This is a genomic window from Glutamicibacter sp. AGC46 (genome assembly GCF_053543715.1).
The window spans coordinates 18,166-43,766 of record NZ_JBLVOJ010000001.1 but is presented as its reverse complement, the minus strand read 5'-3'; the positions used below and the strand labels follow the sequence as shown (position 1 = coordinate 43,766).

At 54.4% G+C, this 25,601-nt stretch carries 21 protein-coding genes; 14 read left to right on the top strand and 7 right to left on the bottom strand.

The annotated features are described in order from the left end of the window. Positions 1-203 precede the first annotated feature (203 nt). The gene (locus ACNPM8_RS00195; protein WP_448938989.1) at positions 204-3,755 is read left to right on the top strand and encodes an SIR2 family protein; all 3,552 of its coding nucleotides are present in this window, start codon (positions 204-206) and stop codon (positions 3,753-3,755) included. 461 nt (positions 3,756-4,216) lie between these two features. Next, positions 4,217-4,738: a hypothetical protein gene (locus ACNPM8_RS00190; RefSeq protein WP_448938504.1), complete on the top strand. Its 522-nt coding sequence runs from the start codon at positions 4,217-4,219 to the stop codon at positions 4,736-4,738. Between the two features lie 104 nt (positions 4,739-4,842). Here the strand turns inward: ACNPM8_RS00190 and ACNPM8_RS00185 are convergent, their stop codons facing one another. Both ACNPM8_RS00185 and ACNPM8_RS00180 read right to left on the bottom strand, forming a co-directional pair. Beyond that, the gene (locus ACNPM8_RS00185; protein WP_133833159.1) at positions 4,843-5,394 is read right to left on the bottom strand and encodes a hypothetical protein; all 552 of its coding nucleotides are present in this window, start codon (positions 5,392-5,394) and stop codon (positions 4,843-4,845) included. Positions 5,395-5,732: 338 nt separating this feature from the next. Next, positions 5,733-6,317, bottom strand: a complete 585-nt coding sequence (locus tag ACNPM8_RS00180; protein ID WP_402697775.1) for a recombinase family protein — start codon at positions 6,315-6,317, stop codon at positions 5,733-5,735. A 241-nt stretch (positions 6,318-6,558) separates the two neighbouring features. Here ACNPM8_RS00180 and ACNPM8_RS00175 point away from each other — a divergent pair, with 241 nt between their 5' ends. From ACNPM8_RS00175 to ACNPM8_RS00140, 8 genes are all read left to right on the top strand, one after another. Then, positions 6,559-6,963, top strand: a complete 405-nt coding sequence (locus ACNPM8_RS00175; RefSeq protein ID WP_448938988.1) for an NUDIX domain-containing protein — start codon at positions 6,559-6,561, stop codon at positions 6,961-6,963. A gap of 197 nt (positions 6,964-7,160) precedes the next feature. Then, complete coding sequence (locus ACNPM8_RS00170; protein WP_448938501.1) at positions 7,161-7,625, top strand: hypothetical protein; 465 nt, start codon at positions 7,161-7,163, stop codon at positions 7,623-7,625. Continuing rightward, entirely contained in the window at positions 7,625-7,819 is a 195-nt protein-coding gene (locus tag ACNPM8_RS00165; protein ID WP_448938500.1) for a helix-turn-helix transcriptional regulator, read from the top strand. Before ACNPM8_RS00170 ends, ACNPM8_RS00165 begins: the two co-directional genes overlap by 1 nt. A gap of 210 nt (positions 7,820-8,029) precedes the next feature. Beyond that, complete coding sequence (locus tag ACNPM8_RS00160) at positions 8,030-8,443, top strand: hypothetical protein (RefSeq protein ID WP_448938987.1); 414 nt, start codon at positions 8,030-8,032, stop codon at positions 8,441-8,443. Between the two features lie 260 nt (positions 8,444-8,703). After that, positions 8,704-9,471 (top strand): transposase family protein, encoded by a 768-nt coding sequence (locus tag ACNPM8_RS00155; RefSeq protein WP_448938986.1) that lies wholly within the window; start codon positions 8,704-8,706, stop codon positions 9,469-9,471. 591 nt (positions 9,472-10,062) lie between these two features. Then, positions 10,063-10,422, top strand: coding sequence for a hypothetical protein (locus ACNPM8_RS00150; protein WP_402735348.1), 360 nt, complete (start codon positions 10,063-10,065; stop codon positions 10,420-10,422). 413 nt (positions 10,423-10,835) lie between these two features. After that, positions 10,836-12,089 carry a DUF3238 domain-containing protein gene (locus ACNPM8_RS00145; protein WP_448938985.1) on the top strand — a complete coding sequence of 418 codons (1,254 nt, stop codon included), beginning with the start codon at positions 10,836-10,838 and terminating at the stop codon, positions 12,087-12,089. Between the two features lie 131 nt (positions 12,090-12,220). After that, complete coding sequence (locus tag ACNPM8_RS00140) at positions 12,221-12,571, top strand: hypothetical protein (RefSeq protein WP_448938984.1); 351 nt, start codon at positions 12,221-12,223, stop codon at positions 12,569-12,571. Positions 12,572-12,731: 160 nt separating this feature from the next. Here ACNPM8_RS00140 and ACNPM8_RS00135 read toward each other — a convergent pair whose 3' ends face one another. Together ACNPM8_RS00135 and ACNPM8_RS00130 are read right to left on the bottom strand one after the other, a co-directional pair. Continuing rightward, positions 12,732-13,094 carry a hypothetical protein gene (locus ACNPM8_RS00135; RefSeq protein ID WP_448938983.1) on the bottom strand — a complete coding sequence of 121 codons (363 nt, stop codon included), beginning with the start codon at positions 13,092-13,094 and terminating at the stop codon, positions 12,732-12,734. A gap of 220 nt (positions 13,095-13,314) precedes the next feature. After that, the gene (locus tag ACNPM8_RS00130) at positions 13,315-14,226 is read right to left on the bottom strand and encodes a GT-D fold domain-containing glycosyltransferase (RefSeq protein ID WP_448938982.1); all 912 of its coding nucleotides are present in this window, start codon (positions 14,224-14,226) and stop codon (positions 13,315-13,317) included. 1,648 nt (positions 14,227-15,874) lie between these two features. On the opposite strand from ACNPM8_RS00130, the gene ACNPM8_RS00125 reads away from it, so the two are divergent. Then, complete coding sequence (locus tag ACNPM8_RS00125; protein WP_332595319.1) at positions 15,875-16,297, top strand: hypothetical protein; 423 nt, start codon at positions 15,875-15,877, stop codon at positions 16,295-16,297. 278 nt (positions 16,298-16,575) lie between these two features. Here ACNPM8_RS00125 and ACNPM8_RS00120 read toward each other — a convergent pair whose 3' ends face one another. Next, positions 16,576-17,010: a hypothetical protein gene (locus tag ACNPM8_RS00120; protein ID WP_332595318.1), complete on the bottom strand. Its 435-nt coding sequence runs from the start codon at positions 17,008-17,010 to the stop codon at positions 16,576-16,578. A 602-nt stretch (positions 17,011-17,612) separates the two neighbouring features. Between ACNPM8_RS00120 and mobF the strand changes: the two genes are divergently transcribed. Then, complete coding sequence (gene mobF / locus ACNPM8_RS00115; RefSeq protein WP_448939018.1) at positions 17,613-21,953, top strand: MobF family relaxase; 4,341 nt, start codon at positions 17,613-17,615, stop codon at positions 21,951-21,953. 187 nt (positions 21,954-22,140) lie between these two features. Further along, entirely contained in the window at positions 22,141-22,407 is a 267-nt protein-coding gene (locus tag ACNPM8_RS00110; RefSeq protein ID WP_332595317.1) for a hypothetical protein, read from the top strand. Between the two features lie 156 nt (positions 22,408-22,563). On the opposite strand, the gene ACNPM8_RS00105 is transcribed toward ACNPM8_RS00110, so the two are convergent. Continuing rightward, complete coding sequence (locus ACNPM8_RS00105) at positions 22,564-22,806, bottom strand: hypothetical protein (RefSeq protein ID WP_332595316.1); 243 nt, start codon at positions 22,804-22,806, stop codon at positions 22,564-22,566. A 368-nt stretch (positions 22,807-23,174) separates the two neighbouring features. Between ACNPM8_RS00105 and ACNPM8_RS00100 the strand changes: the two genes are divergently transcribed. Beyond that, positions 23,175-23,414, top strand: a complete 240-nt coding sequence (locus ACNPM8_RS00100; protein ID WP_332595315.1) for a hypothetical protein — start codon at positions 23,175-23,177, stop codon at positions 23,412-23,414. Positions 23,415-23,679: 265 nt separating this feature from the next. Here ACNPM8_RS00100 and ACNPM8_RS00095 read toward each other — a convergent pair whose 3' ends face one another. Further along, a complete protein-coding gene (locus ACNPM8_RS00095; RefSeq protein ID WP_448939017.1) occupies positions 23,680-24,900 on the bottom strand; it encodes an IS30 family transposase in 1,221 nt (406 codons plus the stop codon). Between the last annotated feature and the right edge of the window lie 701 nt (positions 24,901-25,601).

Sequence of the window (25,601 nt, the reverse complement as noted above, 5' to 3'; positions counted from 1 at the left end):
CGTTGAGTTTCCGCGAATTTTTCATCAGGGGAGTGGTAGGTGGTGAGACGTCTTGCAACCTATGGGTTGTAAGACTATATGACGATGGATCCACTTTAGTGCTGATTACTAATAGCAGTTGCTACGATCATCCAAAAGCATGCCGGAATTTTGCATCTAATGTGCGCGTGTTTGTCCTAACGTTTTAGTAGGAGCAGCAATCAATGTGGATTACGAGTAAGGTCGATCTCCCTCAGCAAGTTATTGATGATCACGCAAGCGGTGAATTAGTTCTCTTTGTAGGTGCGGGCGCTTCGATGAGTGCACCTTCGTCCCTTCCTTCATTTGAAGAATTGGCTAAAGAACTCGCAAGACTAGCGGGAGAGCCTTTCAATAGTGAGGTCGAACTAGATCACTTCTTGGGCTCCTTGCCAGACGGCTTCGACATCCATCGACACACACGTGATCTCATTGAACGCGATGACTCAAAGCCGAATAGAACTCATACCGCACTGATGAGAATTGCCTTATCCAAGGGGCAGCCTCGCTTAGTTACGACGAACTTCGATAGACATTTGTCGACTGTATCCGAAATTGAAGAACTCGATGTTTGGGCTGGCCCCGCCGTTCCGCTAGGACGGGATTTTACAGGCATTGTTCACTTGCATGGCTCGACCGCGAGACCCCCTCGGCATTTAGTCCTTACTGACAGAGATTTCGGGCGTGCTTATCTTAATGACGCGTGGGCAACAAGGTTCTTGTTGCAAATGTTCGAATCATTTACTGTTCTTTTCGTGGGCTATAGTCATGACGATCCCATCATGCGTTATCTCGCCCTGGGGCTGCCGTCGGGAACTGCTCGATATGCATTCATAGGGATGGAAGAAGCAGAGGTTCCAAATAACGGCGCAGATCGCGATCGAAAAAAGTGGTCGCGGCTAGGTATTAAAACGATTGAATATCCGGTCAGGGATAACGACCATAGTTCATTGGTGGCTGCTCTTGAAGCGTGGGATCTGCGGGTTCGGATGGGCCGAACTGACCATAACGCAATGACCGCTGAAATCATTAAGGGTGGGACCCAAATTACCCCAGTTGACCACGATTATTTGCTCAGTCGCTTGTCAACGGAAGACGGTGCAAACGAATTTGTGCACCAGGTCAAAAGTGTTGAACCTGCCCTTCAAGCAGAATGGCTTCGGTGGATTGAAGATTTACCTTCTTTTGCGGGTGTTTTTTCGGAGGGGCTGCAAAGTCCAATTTCTTCGATTCTGGCGCACTGGTTTTGCTGGTCTTTTATCGCCAAATCTGAACTCCATGGCGTAGCTTTGCAAACGGTGCAGCGACTAGGTCAAAAATTCGACGGGGCTATCATCGAGGTAGCTTGTAGGGCTGCGAACGAACTGTATAAGGAAGACAAGATTGCGGGACGACGCTGGAAATCTTTTCTAGCATCCTCTGTGTCGCGCAACGTTGCCTCTGCTCTTGAGTACGGACTGCTCCCATATGAACCTTATGAGGAAGAGGAACCAGGGGCCGTACTTCGCGTGGCTATCGAACCATATCTGTTGCTCAAGCCCCGGATGACGTTTAATGAAACACAAGATCCGATGCAGCTACCCGACGCGGAGGCGCATTGGGATGCGAATTCCGAAATCCTGACCCGTCATGTCTCAAAGGCTGTATCACGTAGAAAACCCGGAGACCGGGCGCTGGGAAACTTGCTGGAGCTCGCTCTTCAAAGCGCCTACGAATTGATCAATACGTATCATGGGAAACGGGAATGGGACCCTCTAAGTTTCAGTCGTAAAGCAATTGAGCCCCACGAGCAGGATCAGTTTCGCAATCCGATTGATGCGATCATCGACGGGCTTAGGGCGTATGGGGAGAAGGCTCTTCCTACCAATGCAACGTTAATTGACACCTGGTGGTCAACAGATCTATCACTATTTCGCCGGCTTTCTCTACACCTACTTAGACTGGACAAAATCAGGACAGTAGACGAGAAAATTTCCTGGCTAATTCAACGGGCAGTCCTCTTCGAGGTCAACCTGAAACACGAAGTTTATCTTGCCCTGGAAAGTTTAGTAGCGGAGTCTTCCAAGAAAAGCCGCAAATCTCTTCTGGACGCAGCACGAATCGGCCCCAAACTGACTGAAGATATGCCAAACAATGCACGCCACAATGCATACGCAGTCTTCAACCTCGTGAGTTGGTTAGCCAAATGTGATCCAGGCTGGGGCGAAGCTGCAAAAGAACTTGCGGAACTTAAGTTAGTTAATCCCGAATTTCTTGAGCGCGAGCATCCAGACATGAATTCATGGATGACAGGAGGAACGTGGGCCGGAAAACTTCCTATGGAAGTTGACGAATTCATCTCTAAGTTCGGCATCGAACCGTCACAGACGGTCCAGGATCTCCTTGGCCAGGACTATTCAAGCCGAAACTTCGAGGAGCCTGAGTGGTCCGACTGCCTCTCCCTTGTAAAGCAAGTCGCGGAAGCTCGGCCTGACGTTGGAAATGAAGTTTGGTCAATTATCAACTCCACCCCAGTCATCGGTCTATCAAAAGATGACCTATACGCCTCCATAGTCGAAGGATGGGCCAAGGGCGCTAAAGATAGCGTTGAAGTAACGATGCTTGACCGTGTTGCGAGTTTAGTGCCTGTTGATCTTGCGTCTCGCGCGATTACTCGTTTTCTTCTGGAACAGATTCAGAAACGAACAGATGATGACGATTCTGAATTCTTGGGCAAGATGCGTCATTTAGCCATAGACCTTTTCGTCAAACATGGCGATGACTATCGACACGCAGGGCAATCTGCTAAGAATTCGGTTGCTGTGTTGGAGCTCAACTCGTGGCCAGGAGATCTCGCACATTACTGGATCTCTGAAGTTGATCGTAGATGGCGAAAACACCGGGATGAATGGGGTGGACTAAATGATGAAGAACGAGCCGCGATAAGGCAGCTTTTAGATGGTCCCGAACATGTATGCGATGCAGCTGGTCCTGCTTTTGCGGGAAATCTGTACTTCATGCAAGCAGCTGATTCTCAGTTCACCGTGGACCATATACTTCCGCTATTCGAAGATGAAAGATACCGTCTGGGCTCCTGGAGGGCATACTTACACAACCCACGAGTAGACAACCAGCTCCTAGCTGCAGGTTTCACGGATTGTCTTATCACTTCTTGGGGGCTCATACGCAAGCTCGAAGGTCATCTCCAGAACCAATTCTTTAGCCTAGTCATATCAATTATTTCGTATTCGAGTATTCCCGAAGAAGAACGTGAGAAGCTACTCAAACAAAGCATCCTTGCTGAGAATGGAAAATATGCTTCATCTTTTGTTCAAACAATAGGGATCTTTTTGGAAGGTGCTGGTGTCGACCGAACGGAAGTTTGGAAGCGTTGGTTGGGCGATTATATGTCTCGGCGTTTAAGAGGCATCCCTAGAGACGCTGGGACTGAAGAGGTGTCTTCATGGGGGTACTTGATTCCCTACTTCGGGGATGGCGTGCCCGACGCGATCGACATGTATATGGGCCACAATGTCGGTTTTGATACCCGGCATCATCGATGGGATTTTCCTGAAGGCGTTATCGCGGCATATGGGGATGAGTTGGTAGGTCACTATGCTCATCGAATTCGCCATACAAGAACGGATATTTACGGTATTACCCATGCGCTGAACGACCTAGTGGCTGCCTTGAAGAGCAAGCTTGACGATGATCAACTGCAGCCAATTATCGAAGCCAGGGAGGCGAGAGGACTCTAAAATGATGAGAAATTAGGGGATGCGAACGACTGAAAGCCGATTCAGGTTAGCGAACTTGAGGAGTGCAACTTCTGGCATGTACCGAGGGCATTTCTTTGCTGTCCACGGGCCAGATGCTGCGGAGCTGAAGGGCACATAGCGTAGATGCTGGACAGGACGCTGCAGAATGCAAACTTATCCCAGGCAGTGGGTCGAGGCTAAATGCTAGCCGAAAGCTAGTTGGTGGAGACAGCTCCCGACTGAAGGAATGTCTATACTCGTGAATCGGTTGCGCTTTCGATACATAGTTTCTGGCATTGGGTTTTGCGACGAAACGACCTTGGAAAATCTGTTGAATTCTCGACCGTCGAGGATTTTCGTCCAACCTGACAGACGGATGTGTCAGAAACGACCGTTTTTGGTGTCCCGAATGAGGAACCTCTAAGGGCCATGTCTCAATTCTTGCGAGGTAAGCTCACACTATGTCCGAGACTGACCTCTTGTTGGAATTGAATCCCACTCCTGGCACCGTCGTGAAGCTCGTCAAGAAATTGGTCGACGAGCCTTGGCCACGGTCTGATCAAGAACGCGAAAATCTATTCGCGCGTGTTGGATTCATATCAGGGGGCCGGTACGAGCTAGAGAACGAAGAATCACCCCACCAGATGAATGAGCTGGATATATGTGTCGGCGGACAAGTGCTTGGTTCATGGGACACGTATAACCGTAAGTTCCTAGGTGTAACAATCCACCTCTACAGCACTCAAGAATCCGGTGCACCAGCAGTTCAAAACGGATTCAACGAACTACGTATCCAACTCACCGATCTCTTTGGAAAACCAGAACATCCGTGGGACAACGAAGAGACGCCACCCTGGATTTGGGAGGCCAACGGCCGGACGATCATTACACACTTCTTCAACCGTCGGGACAGCACTGTGATGTTGAGCGTAGAAGGTACAGCTCTGGCTGCCGTTGCAGAAGCTGATGCAACTTCCGGCTGAGCAATTGTCGTTTTCCAAAGCCGTCTCCACTGAGATCCGATGACCGCCAGCTGAACCCTAACTGGGATCGCGTTAGCAGGCCTCTACCACCAGCGCGCACGTACCTATTTATTCCACAGTCTCATGAACCGGTTGCGTAGTCGATCAAGCCATATTGCGGCCTCAGGTTCCTGCCGACGCCACCTGGATCGCGCGATGAACCTTTCCGCGTCTATTAGCGCGGTATCGTACTGGACACGGTTGAATACCAATAGCTGAGGGAAGAGTGATTCTGGATCGTTAGCATCGGGCTCGTCGTCGTTTTCATCGTCATCTCCGGCCCAGTGAGGTCGTCTCCAGGTGACTGTGTCGGCTGTCATCTCGACCTCGACCGCAAGATTGCCGCAATCCATATCGCCGCACGCCCTGCAGACTGTGATTTCTAGTTCTTCTCCCGAAAGCCTCTCATCGCGGTCGCCGTACGCCCCGCGATAATCAGTCAACCATTGGTGTACTGCTGCGCGCGAGAAACGGCGTGCAAACGGAGAAACCCCCCAATGTCGTTGAATATCGACTATATCGATGACCGCGGTCCCGTCGATGACAAGGTCCACGGCTTGATCAGCGGAGTTCCATCGCGCCATGATCGATGATACGGGGATGCGTGGCGTGTCCATTTCGCCAGTATGGCACAGTCCGAATCATGTTAATCGCTGAAGCGCGCCCCGCGCTTTATTCGAACCTACAAGCTTTTTCTTTCGCACCTGCAACAGTCACACCGTCCCGTAGGGGTCTGTCCGGCATGGCGTTTTGGACAGTTCTTTAGGGGGTGTTTTTATGCGAACACCCACTCTGACTATGACTGTCAGATTCCGAAGTTGGCTGCACATGAGCCGTTGAAATTCCGGGCTTGTGCAGTCGACTATGGACATAAAAATTTCAGAAGTCGACTGCACGGAGTCGGTTTTTGATCAATAGTCCTCTGCACTATCCTGCACAGAGGGAATGTGCGGCCCTAACTGGCTGTTTCACCCGCGCGTTTAATAGCGCGGTAAACAGTGGATCTAGCCACTGAGAAGAGTTCGGCAAGTTCTGCCGTCGTATGGGTCCCCGCGTGGTGAAGCGCGACTAAGTGGGTTTCTTGTTTCTTGGAGAGTTTGGGCTGTTTGCCGCGCAGTTTGCCCTTTGCTTTGGCAACGGCCATGCCCTCGCGGGTACGCGCCCTGATTAGATCTGCCTCAAATTCGGCAACCATGGCTAAGACATTGAAGAGTAACTTGCCTACAGGGTCGGTGGGGTCATGGATAGATCCGCCGATGCTGAGCTTCACCTCACGGCGGGTGAGTTCGTCAACGATGTCTTTTGCGTCGCGTAATGAGCGTGCCAGCCGGTCTAGTTTAGTGACCACCAGCGTATCCCCATTGCGGCAGGCGGCCAATGCTTCGCTGAGTCCTGGCCGTGCTCTATTGGTGCCGGTGAGGCCTTGGTCGGTGAATATCTTCTCAGGAGGCACGCCCGAGGCCATGAGCGCGTTCTTTTGAGCTGTGAGGTCTTGGTCGTTAGTGGATACGCGCGCGTATCCGATCAGGAGTCCGGTCATGATTTGGAGTGTACCGTTTAGCGCCCCTTCACCGGGCATTTTATCGGGCGGGGTATACGGGAATCTAGCAATCGCTGAAACTCGCCAAATTTATTAGTGTCCGAAGTCGTCTGTAGTTGTACCGGTGAACGACCGTCATACGGGATAGACGTGACCAGCTCCCAAAATTACCTCACTCATCCCTCTCAGAGCGGTCGTATCCTTGTAATTCAATTCGTAACGACATCTGTAGACTCATCTCATGGGAGAGCCTATGAAACACTATGTGTCCTGCGGATTGCTCGTACGCTCGGGGAGGGTATTTCTTGTGCACCGTTCCCCTTCAAAGGCCAAATATCCGGATGTCTGGGATCTTCCAGGAGGCCATGTTGAAGAGTCCGCGAACGGTCGACAAGCGATTGTGCGTGAACTTCGCGAAGAGTTAAACGTAGAAATAGTCCCGCCAAACACGGAAGACCTACTTGCCACTCGTCAGGAAGAAAATCTCTTCCTAGAAATTTGGCGGGTCTCTGAATGGGACGGCGAGATCATCAACGCTGTACCCGAGGAACATGACGATTTCGGGTGGTTCACCTTGGATGAGGCAATCAGTTTGGATCTGGCCAACGACGAGTATCAAGCTCTTTTCAAACAGGTGCTCGCCTGATTTCTGCCCCGAAGAGGGTTCCCCTTGCGGTCGTTTCTCTAGGGGACTGGCTTACGGGACCGTCGGTGAGACGGGGGATCGGAAGGAGCGATCTTCCGCATAGAGACAAGCTCCTTTGACGTAAAGCTCCTTTGTCAGTAAAGTATGTTTTACAGTAGTGGCTCCGTCAGGGCCTTGTTTTAGAGAGAGTGGATGAAATGAACGCCAACGAGGTTTCACAGACCCGCTGGGGGAAAGCGCGCTTTGGCGGCAGCTCTGCAGCCTTAATAGGTGTCTCGCTTGGGATAGGCATCTTTGTCTCAGCAAGCCTAGGCTGGGGCTTCTCGTTGCTCGGTAACGCGGAGCGCCCGGTGCTCGTTTTTGCCCTTATGGCCATTGGTACCCTGCCAGCAAGTGCAGCGCTCGGATGGGTACTCCTTATTGACCGATCAACACTTTCTGGTGTAGTCAAAAGGCCAGACGACTCCATCGAATCCGCTTGGTATGAAAAAGCTGCAAGTGGCGCTTTCGGAGACATTCTCCTTGTTGGCGGGCTCGGCGCTGCAGTGTTCGCGTTCATGAAGATCGAAGCTCCTGTTAGTTGGTGCCTCTCCGCCATGGTCCTTTTCGCCATGCTCGACATCGCAGCACGTTACCTCTGGCAGAAGAAGTCGGCTTCATAGTGCAGAACACACTCCCTCAGCGCCGTAAAGATTTGGGATGGTCTCAACAGCGCCTGGCCGACGAACTCGGGGTGTCCCGTCAAACCATCATTTCTATTGAAAAAGGGCACTACGATCCTTCATTGCCGGTTGCTTTCAGAATCGCAGCTGCCTTTCAATGCAGCATTGAGGATCTATTTACGCCTAGCACGTAAACCAATCCGCAACAAGGCATTGTCCCGCAGTGGGTTCCCTTGCGGACGCGCAATTAGTCCGTAGACGGACCGTCTTGCGGAATGGTCGTCATTTGCTCAGTCGCAAATAAAGTAGTGCGCGACCTCGTTTAGGACGACGAAAGCTCCCGTTACTTCATGCAACTCGAAACTCATGGGGCGAGCCGATGGCAAGGCTGGGATACTGATCCAATGGACCACTACACGCGACGGATACCAGGTAGCCCACTTAGTCCGCACGAGCGCATCTTGCTGCAGCGCTTGTGCTCAGGAGACTGGCCTGGAGCAAAACAAGCACGCCAACAGGCGGTTCATGCGCATTGGGGCGGACTCCAGTTCGATGATTGCGAGGATTTCCTTATTGAAATTTCCGAAGATCTGAATCTGGAGAAGATTCCCCCGCATCCAGGTGGGCCATTTGCGAGCCTCGAGGTTTACGAAGATGAAGTTCTCCTGGGGCATCTGGATCTCTGGGCGCCAGACGGGGTCCTTCACTCGGTGGACTACATGACCTTCGACGCTCCAGATAGGCTGCTTCCCGCCGTCGAACAGCTCGGTTCGGTACCTTTTGCATCCTGGCTCGACGCAGACGCTACCGACGAGTGATCGTGGGAATACGCCATCACGAGGCTACAATCTAGGCTGCTCTACTAACGAAGACGCCCTAGCGATCGTCTTAAACTTTTCAAGAGAATGACAGATCAATGAGGTTAATTCATAACTCAAGTTAATGACATTCACCACTTGACCACAATAAACATAGAAAAATCGGCTTGAACGGTTAATAATGGAAGCGTCTAAACAACCCAAAACCGAACAAGCCGATGGACTACAAGTATATAACTGGACTGCCCCTACCCAAATTCATGGAACTACAAGAAAGGATCGCCCAGATCCTCGATGGCAGGCCCCGAACCCCAGAAACCGCCGGTGGACGTCCCGTGGAGCTGAGTCTGCATGAACAGCTTCGCCTCGTCTTAGAGATCCTACGGTTCAATCTCCGCCAAGCCTACGCTGCAGCGAAGTACGATGTCAGTCAACCGACTGTCTCACGGATCTATCGGCGCTTCATGCCACTGATCAGCCAAGCGTTGTCCTTTGAAGCACCCGAGATCCACGCGGCCTTAGCTAAAGGTGAATCGTTGATCGTGGATGGTACTGACGTGCCCGTTCGTAAACATAAGCCTGCTATCAGGACGCATTATTCCGGGAAGAAAAAGCGTCATTGCGTTTCTGTCCAGGTCATCACCACGCTGGGAGGCAGAGCCTTGCATGTGAGTGAGCCAGTACCTGGGCGTATTCATGATCGGAATGCTTTCAGCTCCACCGGAGTTGAGAAATTGCTTGCCGGGTCACCGTATCTAGCTGATCTGGGATATCAAGGAACCGGCGCGATGACCCCTTACAAGAAAGGTCATCGCCCTGGAGCTGGTGAGTTGATTGAGCATGACAAGGTGTTCAACAAGCAGCTATCCAAGTATCGTGCGTCAGTAGAACGCGGCAATTCGCATCTGAAGAACTGGAAAGTTCTCTCCGAAATTTACCGAGGTGTGTTCCATGAGTTGCCGGTGGTGATCCGGATTGTTTCACGGCTCGAATTCTTCCGGGACAACGTCCTGGGAACGAGGTATTGAATAGACCTCAATATTTGGCATTATTTAATGTCCCGCGAAGGGTTCCGCTTGCGGTATACCGCAAACGATCGTTTTTTGTGACTGTTAGCTTGATTTGACGGTTTTCTCCCAGCTAATAATGGCGGTTCAACTGATTCCGATAACGAGGGGAACCGCCACCACCGAGGCCGTGCACGGGCCGTGATATTCTCACTGCAACGTATCGATGCAAGGTGAGGTGCGGGCGGTCAGCCAGGGTCCCGCCGTCCACAGGTGGTCAGGGGGCTAGATTACGAACCCGACGACGATTCTTCGACGCCCTGTGGGGCGTCTTTTTCATTGGAACCTGAATCGGTCTGCGCGGCAGGCTTCGGCCCAGTTTTACGTGTGGAGCGGCGACGGGCGCGAACTTTTTTGTCCGGCTCGGCGTAGTCGATTTTTCGCGACTCCTCGACTGACCAACCGGCCGTTCTTGCAGCGTTGAAAGCTTTGACGTCCTCGCGCTCAGCATCACCAACTCGCTTTGCAATTTAGGCTTGAAGCTCGACAAGTTCTCGGGCCGTCTGATTGCGCACATCTGTGAGACTCTGGCGAGCTTAACGGCTGATGGCAATGGCAGAACAGGACGAGCGTCGGGCCGAGGAATCCCGGGCTGCTGCCGAACATGAGCCGGTCCCCGAGGGGCGCGTGCGTGCCGTTGCCGAAGCTGAGCAGCGCGAAGCACAGGCGGACCGTGCCCGAGAGGACGGGCGCACCGTTTACGACAGCGCCGAGCGCAGTGCAGGCACTGCCCAGAGCTTCGAAGTTCAGGGTATTGACCGCGAGGTGGTGGCCACGCGCATGCGGGCAGACGTCAGTCAGGGCAAGCCTGCCACCGAGGCCGTCAAGGGCGCCGGGAAGGCCAAGACCCCTAAGGCCCGTAGGGCCCGCGGTCATGGCACCCAAGTCCAACGAGCGGGCCTGGATCGGTGAGAACAGAAACGATTTGCAAAAAATTTTTGGGGCAGTGCCTGTTAGGTACTGCCCCAAAATATTTATCGTCTTACTGGTAGCTTCAGATGTTCATAGGTGTAGGCAGAACCTTCATTATCATTCTGTTTATAGATAATCCAAGTCCATTGAATGTACTTCAATTAAGATTTCAAGTTTCGAGCTCTCTGGAATCATTGAATTTATGAAGAAACTCATCTACTGGATACCTGCTAGGCGGCTGTTTCCTTCAAAGTCATAAAGCAGTAATTCATGCTTCTTGATATAAGGTCAAGCCAAAAAGGGGAGGGCCTATGAACAGCTCTGTGCATCGAACGAAAACAGTTGTCTGGGGTGTGACGATGTCTCTAATGCTAGGGGCAATCGCAGGACCGGCATTCGGGGCGGAGCGGCTAGTGGCATCAACTGCTACCGACTCAGATCAGAATGCTCTGAACAGTGCGATACCAGGGATAGGAGTGGGGACTCCTGCTCCTCTTCCGTTTAATTTTTCGGATCTCGGCGCAATGACCGTTACTAAATCAAGCATCAGTCTGAAAGATCCAGCTGGTCAAAATATTGCTTTAAAAAAGATCGATGGAGACGGTTCAGGGGAAGACTTCTATGAAGGCTTGACGAAGAATGGCAAAAAAGTAGAAGTTCAAGTGCTGTCTGAAACACAGACCGCACCATTGGCAGATCCGGAGACCCTTGGAAGCCCCGCTGACCCGATTGATGAGGTCCCAGTTTCCGGCGAGTCAGATGGCTATGAGGTGGAGGCGACCTCGAAAGTTGTCTCCGCGGCTGACTTCAAACCGGTGCTTGCTATCGCTAGTACGGCCACAACTGTGACCATTGCAGCTCCAGCCGGAACCGCAGTAAAAGATGTAATTTCTTACGATTCCTCTGGCATCGTGGTGGCTATGCCAGCGAACAAAACTGAAAATAGTAACGGCTCCATCACGCTTCCTCGCGCTGAAGCGGCTGCAATGTTTGGTGTGGAGACCGAACAGGGAGACGAAACGACCCAACTGACGATTCCTATTGCCACTCCCGCGGCTGCGAAAAAGAATCAATGGACCGAGTTCTACTACACGACGTTTATTCCTGAGAAGTATGTAGATGTCCCTGCGGCATGCAAGGTCACTTCAAATAGCTGGAACGTTACGAAGCACAACGGCAACAACAGGTCATGGAAGAATCTGAAGAACGGAGCAGCCTACGAATCCTATAAAACCGTAGCTGGCATCAAAGTCGACTGGTCTCGTGGCAAGGTCTATAAGGTTGCGCAGGTTTCCGTTTCCAAGGGTTACGACAAATCAGGAAACCTCAAGAAAAAGAAGCAGGCAAGCGCGCAGGGTATCAAGACTGAACAGATGCAGCGATCATCCAGTTACGTCTACTGGAGGATGCGTCATCAAGTTTCTAACCCTTTATGCCCCGGGGCGGGAGCGATCCGCTACACGGGCGCTGTGAAAATGTACCGGTCCGGCACGATGAAAGTCAGTTTCAACCGAGTTCAGGTCCCGAACCATGAAATGTATGCACGCACCAACCTCCGTGGGAACTGGACCAACATCCATAGGCTCAAGCGGAAATCTTTCGCTTGCTTAGCTATCCCTTGCGGAAATAATGCATACGGCCGAACTGTGAAATTAAAGATCAATTGAACTACAGCTAAAAATAATATTTTGAAAGGTCTTACGAGTTGGAAAATTGCGTTAAAGAACGTCTTAGCTCACAGATGCTATCGCTGCCGATATTTATTCTCATTGCATTCACTGTTGATCTGATCTCATACATGTCTGAAGCTACACCGCTAGGGTACACGACGTTGTGGGCTGGCATTCTTATTCCTTTTACCGCCATTTTGATCTTTGCCACCGTACCGACCTTGATCAAGAAAACTCGTTCCGTGGTGCGTGATCTGATCGGCGTCTTCCTCGGTGCAACACTGTTTGGCGTAATTGCCAGTCTTCCCATCTGGAGTTCGACAGCAGGACAAAGTGATGTTGCTCGGGGAGACTACGCATCAGGCGTTATGCTGTCACCGATTCTGGGATTGATCGTCGTAGCGACCTTTGCTGTTTCCTCGGGATTTTTTGAATACCTATTGCATCGACGTATTCGGACCCGCAGCACGAAAAGGTAGATCCTTCGCTAAGGGTGAGTTGAACCAGGCAGCCCCTGAACTACAGCTTTATTGACGCCCTTGGAAATGATTGCATCGTTGAGGTACCGACCCGGTTCTAAGTAACTGGCACTAGACAGGGACCGCGCCTACCCGGCGCGGTCCCTGTTCGCGCTGCTTGCTATGTTGAAGGTGATGGCATCGGTTCCAACCGGCGTGCGAGCTTCACCAGCAAGCCCAAGGCCAGGAAGCCGATAAATAGCGCTCCGAGGCCAGCGGGCGCAGTCCAGAGCCACAGCCAGGCATTCGTCGGTGCGTGTGGGTACATCGCAGAAACGAGGATGGACGGGGTGCTGATGATGGCTAAAGCCACGACGGCAGCGGGCAAGCTGGCCACCAGGGCTTTGGCGGAGCCAGTAAGAATGTTCTCAGAAGGCATGACGTGCTTGAAGGTATTGCGGCCCAAGCACCATAGTGCCATGAGGCTGGTGGTCAACAATGACCACCAAAGAGCATATTCAGCGGCTTGTACTGCTTTGTTCATGGTGTTTTCTCATTTCAGATGATTTGTTGAAAACATACCATTTAGAGGTTGGTTCGCCGTTCCAGGCTCCCATTTGACTGCAGGCTTCGGTAAGAGAGCGCGAGTGAGGTCCATGGTCCTCAAGTCAGCTCGATTTATGCGCGGAATTGGATGGCGTTCCAGTAAGTGCAAGGGGGAACGCGCTGCTTCACGGAGGCGGCATTTGGGGCAAAGGTGCGGGCTATTTGCGTAGTTGCCGCGTTGCGGGAGTATGTTCCGGACGTGCTTGGCCTTGCACCACGTTGAGGTAACTGCTGCTCAAATGGCCAATATCAAGAGCTCGGATCCCGCGTTCGGAGAGTTTTTTGGCCAAGACGGTTCCGGCCGGGCCCAGGGAAATAATGGCAAGGTCCGGATTCTTTTCCAGGGTCTCGGAGACAACTCGTTCCAGGTCGGTAAATGCGTCTTTGGGAGTTGAATGGATAAAGTCTGCGGTTTTCAGGTTATCGAAAAGTGCCGGGACCAAATCAAACCGTGAGCCCTCGCCGGTGATGATGACGGCATCTTTCCGGTCCCAGACTTTGCGCCATAGCTCTACTGCTTCCTGGCCCAGGACTTCAAACACTCGGGGCCTGGTGATATGGGCATTGATGTATTTTTGCTGAGGGTTAACCAGTGGCTTCAAGCTGGGCCACAGCTCGGCATACACGTTGGACCAGTGGGCATCTCGGAATAAGAAGGGGAAACCGATGAGCAGGTCTTCGGATTGAGTTTCAAAGACTTCCCGGAGCTGATACTGGAGCTCCTTGGAGTTGCTTTGGAAGCCTAGGTTGAACTCTGGGCGGAGCATGAGCCGGAATTCGCCATCTCCGAATCGTGCGATGGAGGCGTTAGACGCGGCCAGTAGCTCCAGAGACTCCTTAAAGGGCAGGACTTGGTGCGCGTAGACTTCTGCCACTTCATCCATGTACCGGCCAGTGGTGGCAGTGCGAATCGCGGTCAGCTCGTTGCGATTTTTCTTCAGTTCGGCGATCACTTGCTTGAGCAGTGCCGGCAGTTCCTCTTGGCCGCCCATCTTGACAGGAATGGGTTTCTTATTCCGGATCTCCACGTGGAAGGTTCGATTCGCGATTTCTTTGATCTTTGACAGCAAAACTAGTATCCGTTCTCGCGGAGGAGCCGCGTTTATCCCGCACTGAAGAGGCGCAGGGTGATGCGCAGAGGGTGCAATGTATTGCAGTGATTCTATGCGTTTGGATTCATCTTACGATGCGCTTCGATGCCAGGTCAGGGCTGTGGTCGTGTCGCTCAAACAATTAGATGGATGGATAAGCGAAGTATCTGCTGTTCAAATGTGGGCAATTATCCTATTACGAGTCTGCAGTGGACTCGCAATGGTAAAGCGATTCCAGTGGCAACGGGCGCGTCTTACCGTCTATCTGGGAAGGATCGAATGCTGTGATCGCGGGTGGACTACCCGACCAATCCCGTGTTCACGAGTGCGTCTACGGACAAGGTCGTTCCAGCGAAGCTGAAAGTAGTAAAGGAGCCTGCGACTACTGGCAGGAAAGCCACTGGCAGGGAGGTCAAAGTAAGTGCTGCTACCTGAAATGCGAAGGGCGTGAAAGTTTCGTATCAGTGGCTGCGCTCGGGGAAAGATTATCGGCGAGGCCACCCAGTCGAATTAGACCGTGACCAAGAAGGACGCTGCTAAGAAATCGACGGTCTGGTTAACTGTCGCGAAGCCTGGATATGCCACAGTGGCGATGACGCTGAACAAGAAGTAAACGTCGCTTGCTCGTGGTTGTTCATCGCTGGTTTTAGACCGTTGAAGTGTGGCTGCCCTGGTCCACAGAACGTCAATCTAAGCCTGTTCAGTGCTTGCAGATGCAAATGGCTAGGTGCCCAATAGGGCACCTAGCCATTATGCAGGGTTCCCGCACGGATGAGAGAGGTGAAACGCTCAATCCGAACAGTGCGTGGTGTCGCCATGAGACTGAACCACGCATGAAACTAGGCTAAACCACCAGCTGTATGCTTACTGGCACACCACGCCCTGAAGATTTCTGGTTTTTCATTAAGCCAGTTACCGGTGGACCAGTTCTCACGCGCTGAGCCGGTAGGCCGGAAGATACTCACCGCGCATGGTCCTACGCCCTTGTCGCTTCCAAATTGAGTCAGATAGCATACCGCGATGAACGAGTACTTTGCGCTTTCGTGTGCTGCTCGTAGTTGATCTGTGGGGCATCATGGGCGACTTGCAGAGAGTTGATTGTTTCCTGTGTTTCAAGGGCTGCGTGAACCCGATGTCCCGAACTTTTGTGACAACTCCCGCTGGTGGTCCTGAACATGCGAGCATTCCCCGTTCAGGCTAGTCGTGGACGTTAGACGCAGTCTAGGTATGCCGTGAGGTGCCCGTCCCGCTGAGCACCCTGGCCCCTCGCAAACTCGTCTCCAGTGTGTATCGGGCGTGCGCTGGCGCGGCCGGCTGTTGGCCCGGACTCCGTCCGGTCTTTTCCTGTTTTTTGCTGCTGTCCTTCGGAGTGTACGGGCCACCTACAAACCCACAAGCCACTCGCTGCGCTTCGGGCGTGCTCCACCCAGAAATTCTCGGGCCGCGCTCCTTCGTCGCTTCTTTCGGCCCAAGATTTTCCTGGATTGCGCACCCCTGACGGGTTGATGGGTTTTCCGGCTGGCCCCGCTTCATTTCATTTCGCCAGCAGGCAAAAAACAACCGGGGGAGGGCTTCGGCGGGAGGCTGGCAACCTGCCCCTCTTCCGTAAAGCGAAGGACAAAAACCTATGCAGACCACAACCAAGGACACCCGCGAAACCGTCACCGTCCCAGCGACGGTCGAACGCGATATGTATGGCGAAGGGTATGACTGGATGGAATCGCTGGCCGGCACTGGATGGCACGAAGTTCCAGGGTGGGGACGCGATGGATGGGACTTGGGATCCTGGCCCTACATCATCTTCGCCGCAGCTAAGACGACCGATGAAACCGGGATGCTCTTCGGATACACCACGTACGTGGAGGGCGATGTGACCGCGCGCTGGTACCGCAGCTGCGAAGCCCGCAACCTTGCCATCAGCAAGGAGGCGTTCTGGTACTGGGCGAGCGGGCAATCGGATGGACCGGAAGCGCTGGAAGGGATGAACCCGCAAGAGTTCAAGCAGATCGACGGGCTATGTGAACCATACATTCCGGACTTCGGGAACTAACCCAGCACTTTGGCTCTGAGTGCTCACGCGTTCAGAGCCAAAGCTCTGTCACGGGCATTCTGCCAGTGGCAATGGGCTGTATGTTCCGCCGCTCGATTGAGGATGTTTTTCTAGCACAAAAGCACCGGCGCTGCCGTGTTGCATGGATTGCGCAGGAGCCGGTCTGAGGGGAAGACGTTCGCGCCTCAAGATCCGCAGTCAACGGCCAAACGTGGGCCGAACACATAAGCTCAAACCCGACGCATCGGCAGAAGCGGCACCGCGCTCAGCATTCGGCCTTAGGCGTTGGCCGCAACTCCGGAAGTTTGTCCCTCGGCAGTCGACGCTGGGGCCTGGGCAGTCTCTTCGTTTTGTTCTTCGACCACTTTGGGTTCCTTCGCTGGAGCCGCCTGGGGTAGGAAGCTCTTCAACTCCGCGGAGCTGAGCCCCAGACGCTCACCGATCGACTTCTTCGACTCTCCCGTACCGAGCATCTGCTCCACCACCGACGCCGCAGCAACTCGCGCCTTATCCTTCTTCACTTCGGCAGTCGCATGCAGCTCGGCGATCTTCTTCGCGGCATCCTCATCGATCAGTTCGATCTCGTCCTCATGGATGAAGAACTTCGCCGCCAACTCGATCAACTGCTCATTGCGGCGCGTGATCTCCTCAGCCTTCGCACGCGCCTTCTCCCGGGCGGCCAACGCTGCAGCAGACTTGCGTGGCTTACTCATCAAAACACTTCATCCTTCGCCAACTCGAAAACAAAATTTTGCGAGGGGACACCCCTCGCGCACCCCGGCCCAAAAACGCGTTAACGGGCTTCGCTGACGCTCAGGCTCTGTCCTGCCCGATGTTTGCCACCTGTGGACGGCTTTGAGATTAAGCGCCGTCTCCACCCGCCCACACGTGGAAAACATCGGGCCACGGTTTCACACAAGAGACTTGCCCTGGGCACAGCAGCGACCCTATCAAACCCACCTTGGACGCACCTGCACACAGCGAAGATCGCATATGCAAAACCGCACCAAAAACATCCTTCTTTTGATGGCCAGATCTCTTTGCCCGCCTCTGCACTATTTCTTCTTCGTTCCTCAAAGGATGCAGAGCCGACCAACATGATGAATCGGTAGCAGCCCTCCGGCCAGTTCCATCCCCGACACGCAAGAGTCTTGGCCCGCCAGTTTCCACTCGTACCTCATTCGGACGTCCCAAGATCTCTCACGCATCGTCGAAGTCCTCCGGCCCTATTTTCTCCCGATCCATCAAGACCAGATCTGTCACACCTCTTGCATCCTCGATAACTTTGGCCGGAATTGCTAGAGTCGAACGTGTGATGACCCTGCATAAGCTCAGTGCAGGGGACGGCTATCTCTACTACACCCGCGAAGTTGCCTCCGCTGATGAGCTGCGCTCACCGGATCGGAAGCTCGGGGATTACTACACCGTCACCGGCCACCCGCCCGGCATCTGGGGAGGACGGGGTGCTAAGAACCTCGGCGTGAACGGGGAAGTCACCGAAGAGCAAATGGAGCTGCTCTACGGGCTAGGACAACACCCATTAGCCGGCCAGATGGATCCGGTGTCGGGGGAGAAGATCCACGCGCAGCTGGGTCAACGCTACAAGCGTTTCGACCAGTTCGACGGCGAACTGGCCAAGAAGATTAACACCGCCCTGGGTGATTTCACCAGGCTCAAGCACCGCGAACCGACCGCTGATGAACGACGCGTCCTCCGCACCAAGGCCGGTGGCGAACACTTCTACAAACTGCACGGCCGCAAGCCGAAGACCAAGGAAGAACTCTCCCAGTTCATTTCCCGGCAGACCCATAGGGGCTCGAACGCGGTGGCCGGGTATGACATGGTGTTCTCCCCGTCCAAGAGCATCTCCTACCTCTGGGGAGTCAGCGACCGCAAGGTCCAGGAAGTCATCGAGAAAGCCCATCACGAGGCCATCGAAGACGCCATGAAGTACTTGGAGAACAATGCGGTCTTCACCCGCCGCGGCAAGAACGGGGTCCGCTCGGAAGACGTGGACGGTGGCCTGATCTACACCACCTTCCGGCATTATGACTCCCGTGATGGGGATCCGCAGCTGCATGACCACATTGTCGTTTCCAACAAAGTGCTGGGGATGGATGGCAAGTGGAGTGCCATCGACGGGACCGTCCTGCACAAGTATGCGGTATCTGCTTCGGAGCATTACAACGCAAGGGTCATGCAGAACATCTGCCGCGACCTGGGACTCGCCACCACCCAACGAACGGTGGAAGGCAAACGCCAGATCACCGAAATTGGCGGCATCCCCCTGGCCAGTATTGAGGCTGCGTCCTCACGCCGGAGCAATATCAAAGCCCAGCTGAAGACCCTCGTTGATGAGTTCGAGGACAAGTATGGGCGGGCTCCGAGTCCGAAGCAGCTGATCAAGCTCTCCCAGCAAGCCACTTTGGAAACCCGTGCTGAGAAGAAGAAAGGTCTCTCCCTTTCAGAGCTCACCGAGCACTGGCAAGACAAATTCTCCACCGTCCCCGGAGCCTTGGTGGGCGATGAATTATTCGCTGCGGCGCGCAAGTATTCCGTCGGCCAGGAACCGGTTTACACGCCGATCGGCCAGCTGCCAGAGGAACAGATCCGTGAGTTGGCGCAGTCCACCATCACCCGCCTGGAGCAGTCGCGGGCGACGTGGAATCAGGCGCATGTGGAAGCTGAAGTGCGCCGCCAGCTTTCCAGCCAATATCAAGCCCAACCCGTCGCTGATGCGGTTATCGCCCAAGTCCGATCCACCGCGATCGACTCTCTGAGCTTGAAAGTCACCCCTGATTTTCCTGTGCCTGCATCGGTGGCGGGGGCTATGGTGGCGGTGCACAAGTACCAGAAACCCCACGCCGCCCTCTATACCTCAGAGACGGTGTTAGAAGCCGAACACAAGGTTTTGCAGGCCGCGCGCACCGACGTTATTCCCACGGTCACGACTGATCATTTCCAGAGCGTCCTTGATAGTTTTGAGGGCCGCTTGAACGAGGCGCAGGTGGCGTTGGCCCGCGAATTCTCCTGCAGCCCCAAACTCCTCGTCGCAGGTATCGGACCAGCTGGTACCGGTAAAACAACCTCGATGAAACTGGCCGTAAACGCCATGAAGCAAGCCGATCACCACGTGATTGCTGTGGCTCCCTCGGCCAAAGCAGCGACCCTGTTGGGCCATGAGGTCGGGGTGGAAGCGATGACTGTGGACCGGCTCCTGGCCAGCGAGGAGAAGCTGTCGCCGGGGGACGTGGTGATCATCGACGAAGCCGGCATGATCGGCACCACCCAATTTCTGGCCCTGATCGAACAAGCCCAGGAGCACGGCGCTCTGGTGCGGGCGATTGGTGATGACAAGCAGCTGGCTGCTGTGGGCTCTGGCGGCATCCTGCGCCTGCTCAACCAGGAAGAGCAACTGGTTCACCTGGAGGAAATCCACCGGTTCAGGAACGCCGATGGCAGCCCGAATCTCAGCGAAGCCGCCGCATCCCTGGCCCTGCGTGAAGCTCCCGCACTCGGGAAGGATGACCCGTGGGCGTACTACCGTGCTGAAGGGAAGATCAAAGCTGGCATCACCGGTGACATGGCTGATCAAGTGTTCGCTGCCTGGCAGAAAGACACCAACGAGGAGCGCACCTCGCTCATGCTGGCCGGCACCAATGAACAAGTCGCCACCCTGAACCAAAAGGCCCAGGTCTACCGGCTCGGGCGCGGCGAACTGGATGAAACCCAGGTGATCACCGGCCGCAACGACACCCAGATTTATGTTGGCGATGTCATCCTGACCAAGAATAACGACCGCCGCCTCAGCGTCCACCAGGGCAAGGACTTCGTGAAGAACAACGATTCCTGGGTGGTCGAAGGCATCGAATCCGGGCACCTGCTCGCCCGGCACCAGCAACACCACGGACTGGCCGCCATCCCCGCCGACTACGTCGCTGAAAGCGTGATCCTCGGTTATGCAGATACCGTGCATAGTGCCCAGGGCGCCACCGTGGACACAGCCCACGCACTGCTGACCAGCAGCACTGATCGTGCCGGCGCGTATGTGGCGACCAGTCGCGGCAAATATGACAACCGCATCTATGTGGGCCTGGCCGACGGGGACCGAGCCGACACGGTCCTGAACGGTATTGCCGAGCGGACGGACCTGAACCTCACCGCCCACGAAACCGTGACTCGCGAATTCGAGCAGGCCCGAGACATCAACAGCCTCGGAATGATCTATCGGGACCTGGTAGACCAAGCCCAGACTGCCAAATACGAGCAGATCCTGCGCACCACCCTCAGCAACCCGATCGCCCAGCCAATCCTTGAAGACCCGGCCTGGGGAGCTGTGGCCCGGCATCTGGAGCGGGCCGAAGAGTCCGGGGTAAAGCTCGAAACCCTCATCGAGGACGCCTACTCCCAGCACGACTTCGCCGAAGCAGACAGCATCGCCGCGATCCTGGCCTGGCGTATGGGCACCCTGCTCGACAACCGCGAAGCCACCCTCGCCACCGCCGAACGCCCACTGCGCGAGGTCGACCAGGACCACCTTGTCGCATTGAAGGAACGCGCTATGGACCGGGCTGAAGACGCCGGCACCTCGTACCGCAAGAGCGCGGTCGAGCTTGCCGAAGCTGAAAAGATCTCACCGCTGCCCCGCCGGCTGTATGGCCACCTGTCCGAGGAGGAACTAGCAGCCCGGATCAAGTGCACCGATAACGAACTGATCCGCCAGATCCCCTCCGACATGGACAACAACGAAGAGTACCTATCCTGGTCACTGGGCCGACTGCGCGCAGAACAGCAGCTGCGCCAGGACATGCCAGAACCACTGGCCCAAGCAGAGATCCGCGACCGCGACCACAAGAACCTGGCCGCCACCAGCGGCACCGTCCTGCGCCGCATCAGCACCGAGCTGAAACTGCGCGAACTGGAACAGGCCCCGTTCGATAAGCACCGTGAACCGAACAGGTTGGGCGAGTGGTTCGCACCGCGCGAGCCGTTGGCTGACCCGCGCCTGCCCGCGGCGTGGAAGGAACAGATCGAAGCATACCGTCCCGTGGTTGATGCCGAGCATCAGCGGCTCGGAGCAGAACTCGCCCAAAACCCACCAGCATGGCTGGAAGACCTGGGCCCAGTACCGGGCCGGGCTGACCGGGCTGAAGAATGGCGCCGGCTGGCCGCGGAAATCGCAGCCTACCGCCGCACCTACAACATCCCCGATGCTGAACCAGCCCTCCTGCCTGCACAGCATGTGAAGAACAGTCCGGTGGCGCAGGATCTGCGCAACCGCGCCGCGGCACTGCATAAGCACTCTGAACTGACGAACCGCGAGCCAATGCCAGCCGATGCGAAGGAACAACTAGCACAGCAGAAGACGAATGAATCTGCCGCAACAGTGGGGCAGTCAGACGCTGCGGCGAAGATCGCGGCGCTACGCCAACGAGCCCAAGCCAGAAACGAAACGACCCCACAGGAGAAGGAGAACGCCATGAGCACGAGCGAACACCATGCCGGCCAGGAAGGGTCCGGGGCTGCTGAGACCAACGAACTGCTGGTCCGCCTGCGCAAAACCCAAGAGGCACAGGAACAAGCAGCTGATCAGCAGCGTAAGCTCAAGGACGATGAAGCGCAGCGCCGAGGACCATCTGGCCCAACACTGAGATAAGGGGTTTGAACTACTTATCGTGTTGAATGCACGCTTGGGTTAATGACGTGGTCTAACATCCTGCCCCTCGCAAGACAGAAGGAAATCGGACATTGAGCAATAAGCAGCATGCTGACAATGGCAGTTGTTTGCAGAGGAGATGGGGCATGCGGATCAGCGGTGGGTGATGGTCCGTCACAGGAAGACCATGCCTATATCATCGTCTTATCAGGATGGCCTAGGTCCGTTATGGCATGCCAAGAACGATCTCTGGGTAACTCAAAAAGCCTGCGCCAGTTTGGAAAAGGCTTATGGGCTGGAGGCTGCGCCGCGACTTCGAAAACAAATGAAACAGCTGGAGCTGGTGGAGCGCGAGAACGTCTGGTTAAAAACACAGTTGGCTGCCGTGAAACGTGCGCAAAAGGAACGAGAGGCTCAGAACGTGGCAGCAAGAGCAGTGCGCCTCGCGAAATAACGTGCCTTCAGATTCCCGACCCTGCCGACTACTCGAAGCCCTGCTATGCCACCTCGGAAAATTGCGACGCCATATGTCCCGGTGCAAGCTATACGTCCAAAGGACGGTGGCTATGAAAGATAGCGGTAAGCGCTCTCTTTCATAGCCACCGGGCACTTAATTACGGTGCTTATCGTGATCTAGCCAAGGAACAAAACGACCTTTGTTGCCAGCTGCGATGAGATAGGTGAAGCACAAAATTGCGCCGAGCTGAAGAAGACCTATCCATAGTCCGTTGGTCTGGAAGGTAGCAGGAAGCTGCGAAAGGCCCAAGAGAGCGAGGACGAGATAAAAGTAGTCGCTAAGAATAGCCTTCGGCTTACGTTTATTTTGCGACGTTGGGTTAGCTTCAGTAGCCATTGGGAACTTCTTTCCGGATTAGGAGAAACAGTTTTGCTTGATGTCGTTAATGCCAATAAGCTCGGCGAACAGGCCACCAGCTACAGCTACAGCTGCATTTCGCTTTGCGGTTGCGCCCTTTTTGCTGTGGTACGCACGCCATATAATATTCACGCCTTTTTTGACGGATCCGAACCGCTTGACTAACTTATATCCAACTTTTGCAGCAGCTCCCAAGGCATTAGGTTGGCACCCACTGTAGCAACACAAACAGTCCAGAGACCAAGGCCAGCGCCCTAGCTGACCGGCTCAGGTCCTATCGGCCCACATCTGAGGACCGGCTGGTTGCCGGTACCGCGCGCGGCAGTGAAAAGACGATTGTCCACGGGGTGCAGCAGTATGCCGGTGAGCAGGTCTCCGACGGCACTCGGCCGCGGAAGAGGACCGAAGCGCTGATCGAACGGATCAAAGGATCGGCTCAAACCAGCGAACCGGCCTCGGCCGCCATCGAAGACATCATGAGCAAGCTGCAGCGGATCAAGCAACAACAAGCCAGTGAGCGGCAGCCACCGCCTGCTGAACACAATCGAGCAACGAAGCCGACACCAGAGGGCCCTCAGCTCAGCTGAGCGGCCTTTTGGTGTGAACGTAAGAAACCCACGGAATCCGTGGGTTTCTTCGACGTAGAAAGCAGGAGCCCTCGTCCCTTGCTATTTATACGAGGATGCATGCGATTCGGATAACAGCAGACATGAAATGAACCGCTTTACCGCCGATGCTTCACAGCAGTTTCCTTTTACGCGGAGCCAGAGCGTTGAGCGCAGGAAACGTACGTAGATAAAAAAAGAAGCCCCACACCGGGCGGGTTCTAACGGTCGTCGCAACACCGACGGGTTAGGCTTCCAACAATAAATCATGCATACGCTCGGCTGGAGTCTTCCAGTCGAGCGTTTTGCGTGGACGCCCATTAAGCAACACCGCGACCTGCTCCAAATCCTCCGGACCGTACTTGCTCAAATCAGTACCCTTCGGAAAGAACTGACGCAACAGCCCATTAGTGTTCTCATTGGAGCCACGCTGCCAAGGACTATGCGGATCACAGAAATACACATCCATATCCGTCGCCTCGCTAAACGACTTATGCAACGCCATCTCGTTACCCTGATCCCAGGTCAAAGAACCGCGCAACGCCTCGGGCAACGACGCCATCGTTTTGATCAGCCCGTCACGCACGGTCGCCGCCGTATGGTCTTCTGGCAAATGCACTAGCATCACAAACCTGGTGCTGCGTTCCACCAGCGTGCCAATCGCTGACTGATTCCCCGCACCCATAATCAAGTCACCTTCCCAATGCCCTGGCACGGCACGGTCTTCAACCTCTGCAGGACGTTCACTGATGTTGATCATCGGGTCATGGAATCGAGGCCGGCGTTCATCAGCCTTCTTCTGTGGCTTACGGCGTGCTCGGCCTGAGCGTAGGGTTTGGGCGACTTCGCGTTTTAAGCCGCCACGAGCCTGCACATAGATCGCTTGATACACGGTTTCGTGAGTCACTCGCATCTCCAAATCATCAGGGTGATCAGTCGCCATACGGGAACAGATTTGTTCCGGTGACCACCTTAGACGTAAACCGTAAGTCACGTAATCACGTAATGGTTCGGGACAAGCAAGCTTTGCGGTCTTAGGCCGTGCCCTACGGGCTATGGCTTGCCGGTGAGCAGTGTGGGGGTAGTAATCCCCGTGGGAAGTGCGGTTCCTCTTGAGTTCCCTGCTGATGGTAGAGGGTGAGCGGTGAACCTTGAGAGCGATCTGACGCATTGAAAGTCCTGCAATGTTCAAGGCATAGATCTCTTCTCGTTCACCAATGGATAAGAATCGCGCATCGATCTGAGGTCCCATCGCGTCAAGTCGTGAATGAGAGGTTACCTGCTGCTGGACTGACTTGGTGGTGTGGGTGGTCATTCCACTGTTATAGTCCACGACTCGACCATCAGGATAGATACGGGTGTTCTTAACGCGCTTTATGCCATTATCCCAATCGAGGGCAGTGCGTCTATTAACGCCGACTAATTCAGTGGCTTCCCTGCGGCTTACGCCTTGGGCACGTAAACGCAGGAACTCTTCACGCTTACCCGCATGTGGTCTGCGGATTTTCAGTCCCGCTTTCACGGCCCATTGGTAGCAAGTCAGGATCGGTATATTCACTTCTCGGGCAGCTTTGCTGACGTTTTGGTGCCTGTCGAAAGCAGTGAAGAACGCGTCTTTCTGTTCTTGGGTGTATCTCGCTTTAGGCTTCCCGAGCGCGGCAGAAGGCGCAGTTCGTGATGATTTCCAACCGTATTTTTTGGCGAGTTGATAAGCGGTTGGCAGTGAAATGCCAATGGCTTGGGCTGCATCTTTGACGCGTTGAGTTTGGTCGAGAGCTTCTTTGAAACGTCGTTTCTCGTCTTCGCTGAGTCTTGCTCTTGGTGTTCGTGGAGTGGTGGTGGGTGTTGAATTTTGGGTTAAATGCGGCACGGTCGTCGCAACTCCTGATTGTTCAGGGTGTTGCGACGACCGTTAGAACCCGCCCCGCTTGGCGATACGAGGACTTCCCATCAGCACTGATTGTCAGCTCAGTTGCTTTCATTGCTTTTGCAGTCTTTTCAGCGCCCACCTGTTCGCGTAAGAGACGTCTGGCCCCGTTTTGATTGTTTTCTGACGATCTACCGACCCATGTGATGCCCTGAATGGAGACGGATAAGAAATGCTGAAGGAGAAAAGTTTAAAAGTCCCTGACAGGGGCGAGCGATACCACTCCTGCATGGAGACTTCCC